The following is a 266-nucleotide window of genomic DNA, read 5'->3' as shown; positions in this document are numbered from 1 at the left end:
ACTTCTACTTCTCGAACAGTCTTATCATAAGTTACCCCAGTTTCTGTTCCTTCAACTTCTGAGATAGTATACTTATGCGTTCCTACTTGGTTTTCATCGTAAGTCAATTCGTCAAAAGCAAAGTTTCCGTCCACATCATTAGTAACAGTTTGAACGACGCTGCCATCTGTCTTTTTCAGGGCAAAGTTATATTTGCCTGCTTCCAGTGTTTTACCTTCTAGCACTTTCTTACCAGCAATTTTTACTTTGGTTGCTGGTGCTGGTGT

At 39.8% G+C, this 266-nt stretch carries 1 protein-coding gene; it reads right to left on the bottom strand.

Translation table 11 applies throughout. The annotated features are described in order from the left end of the window. The coding region (locus HMPREF2634_RS02010; protein WP_142350291.1) for a Spy0128 family protein at positions 1-266 on the bottom strand (266 nt) is incomplete at both ends.

This window comes from Streptococcus sp. HMSC034B03, from assembly GCF_001838575.1.
Lineage (GTDB): Bacteria > Bacillota > Bacilli > Lactobacillales > Streptococcaceae > Streptococcus > Streptococcus anginosus.
Note: the sequence above shows the minus strand (reverse complement) of the source record. Positions and strands in the feature narration are given on the sequence as shown.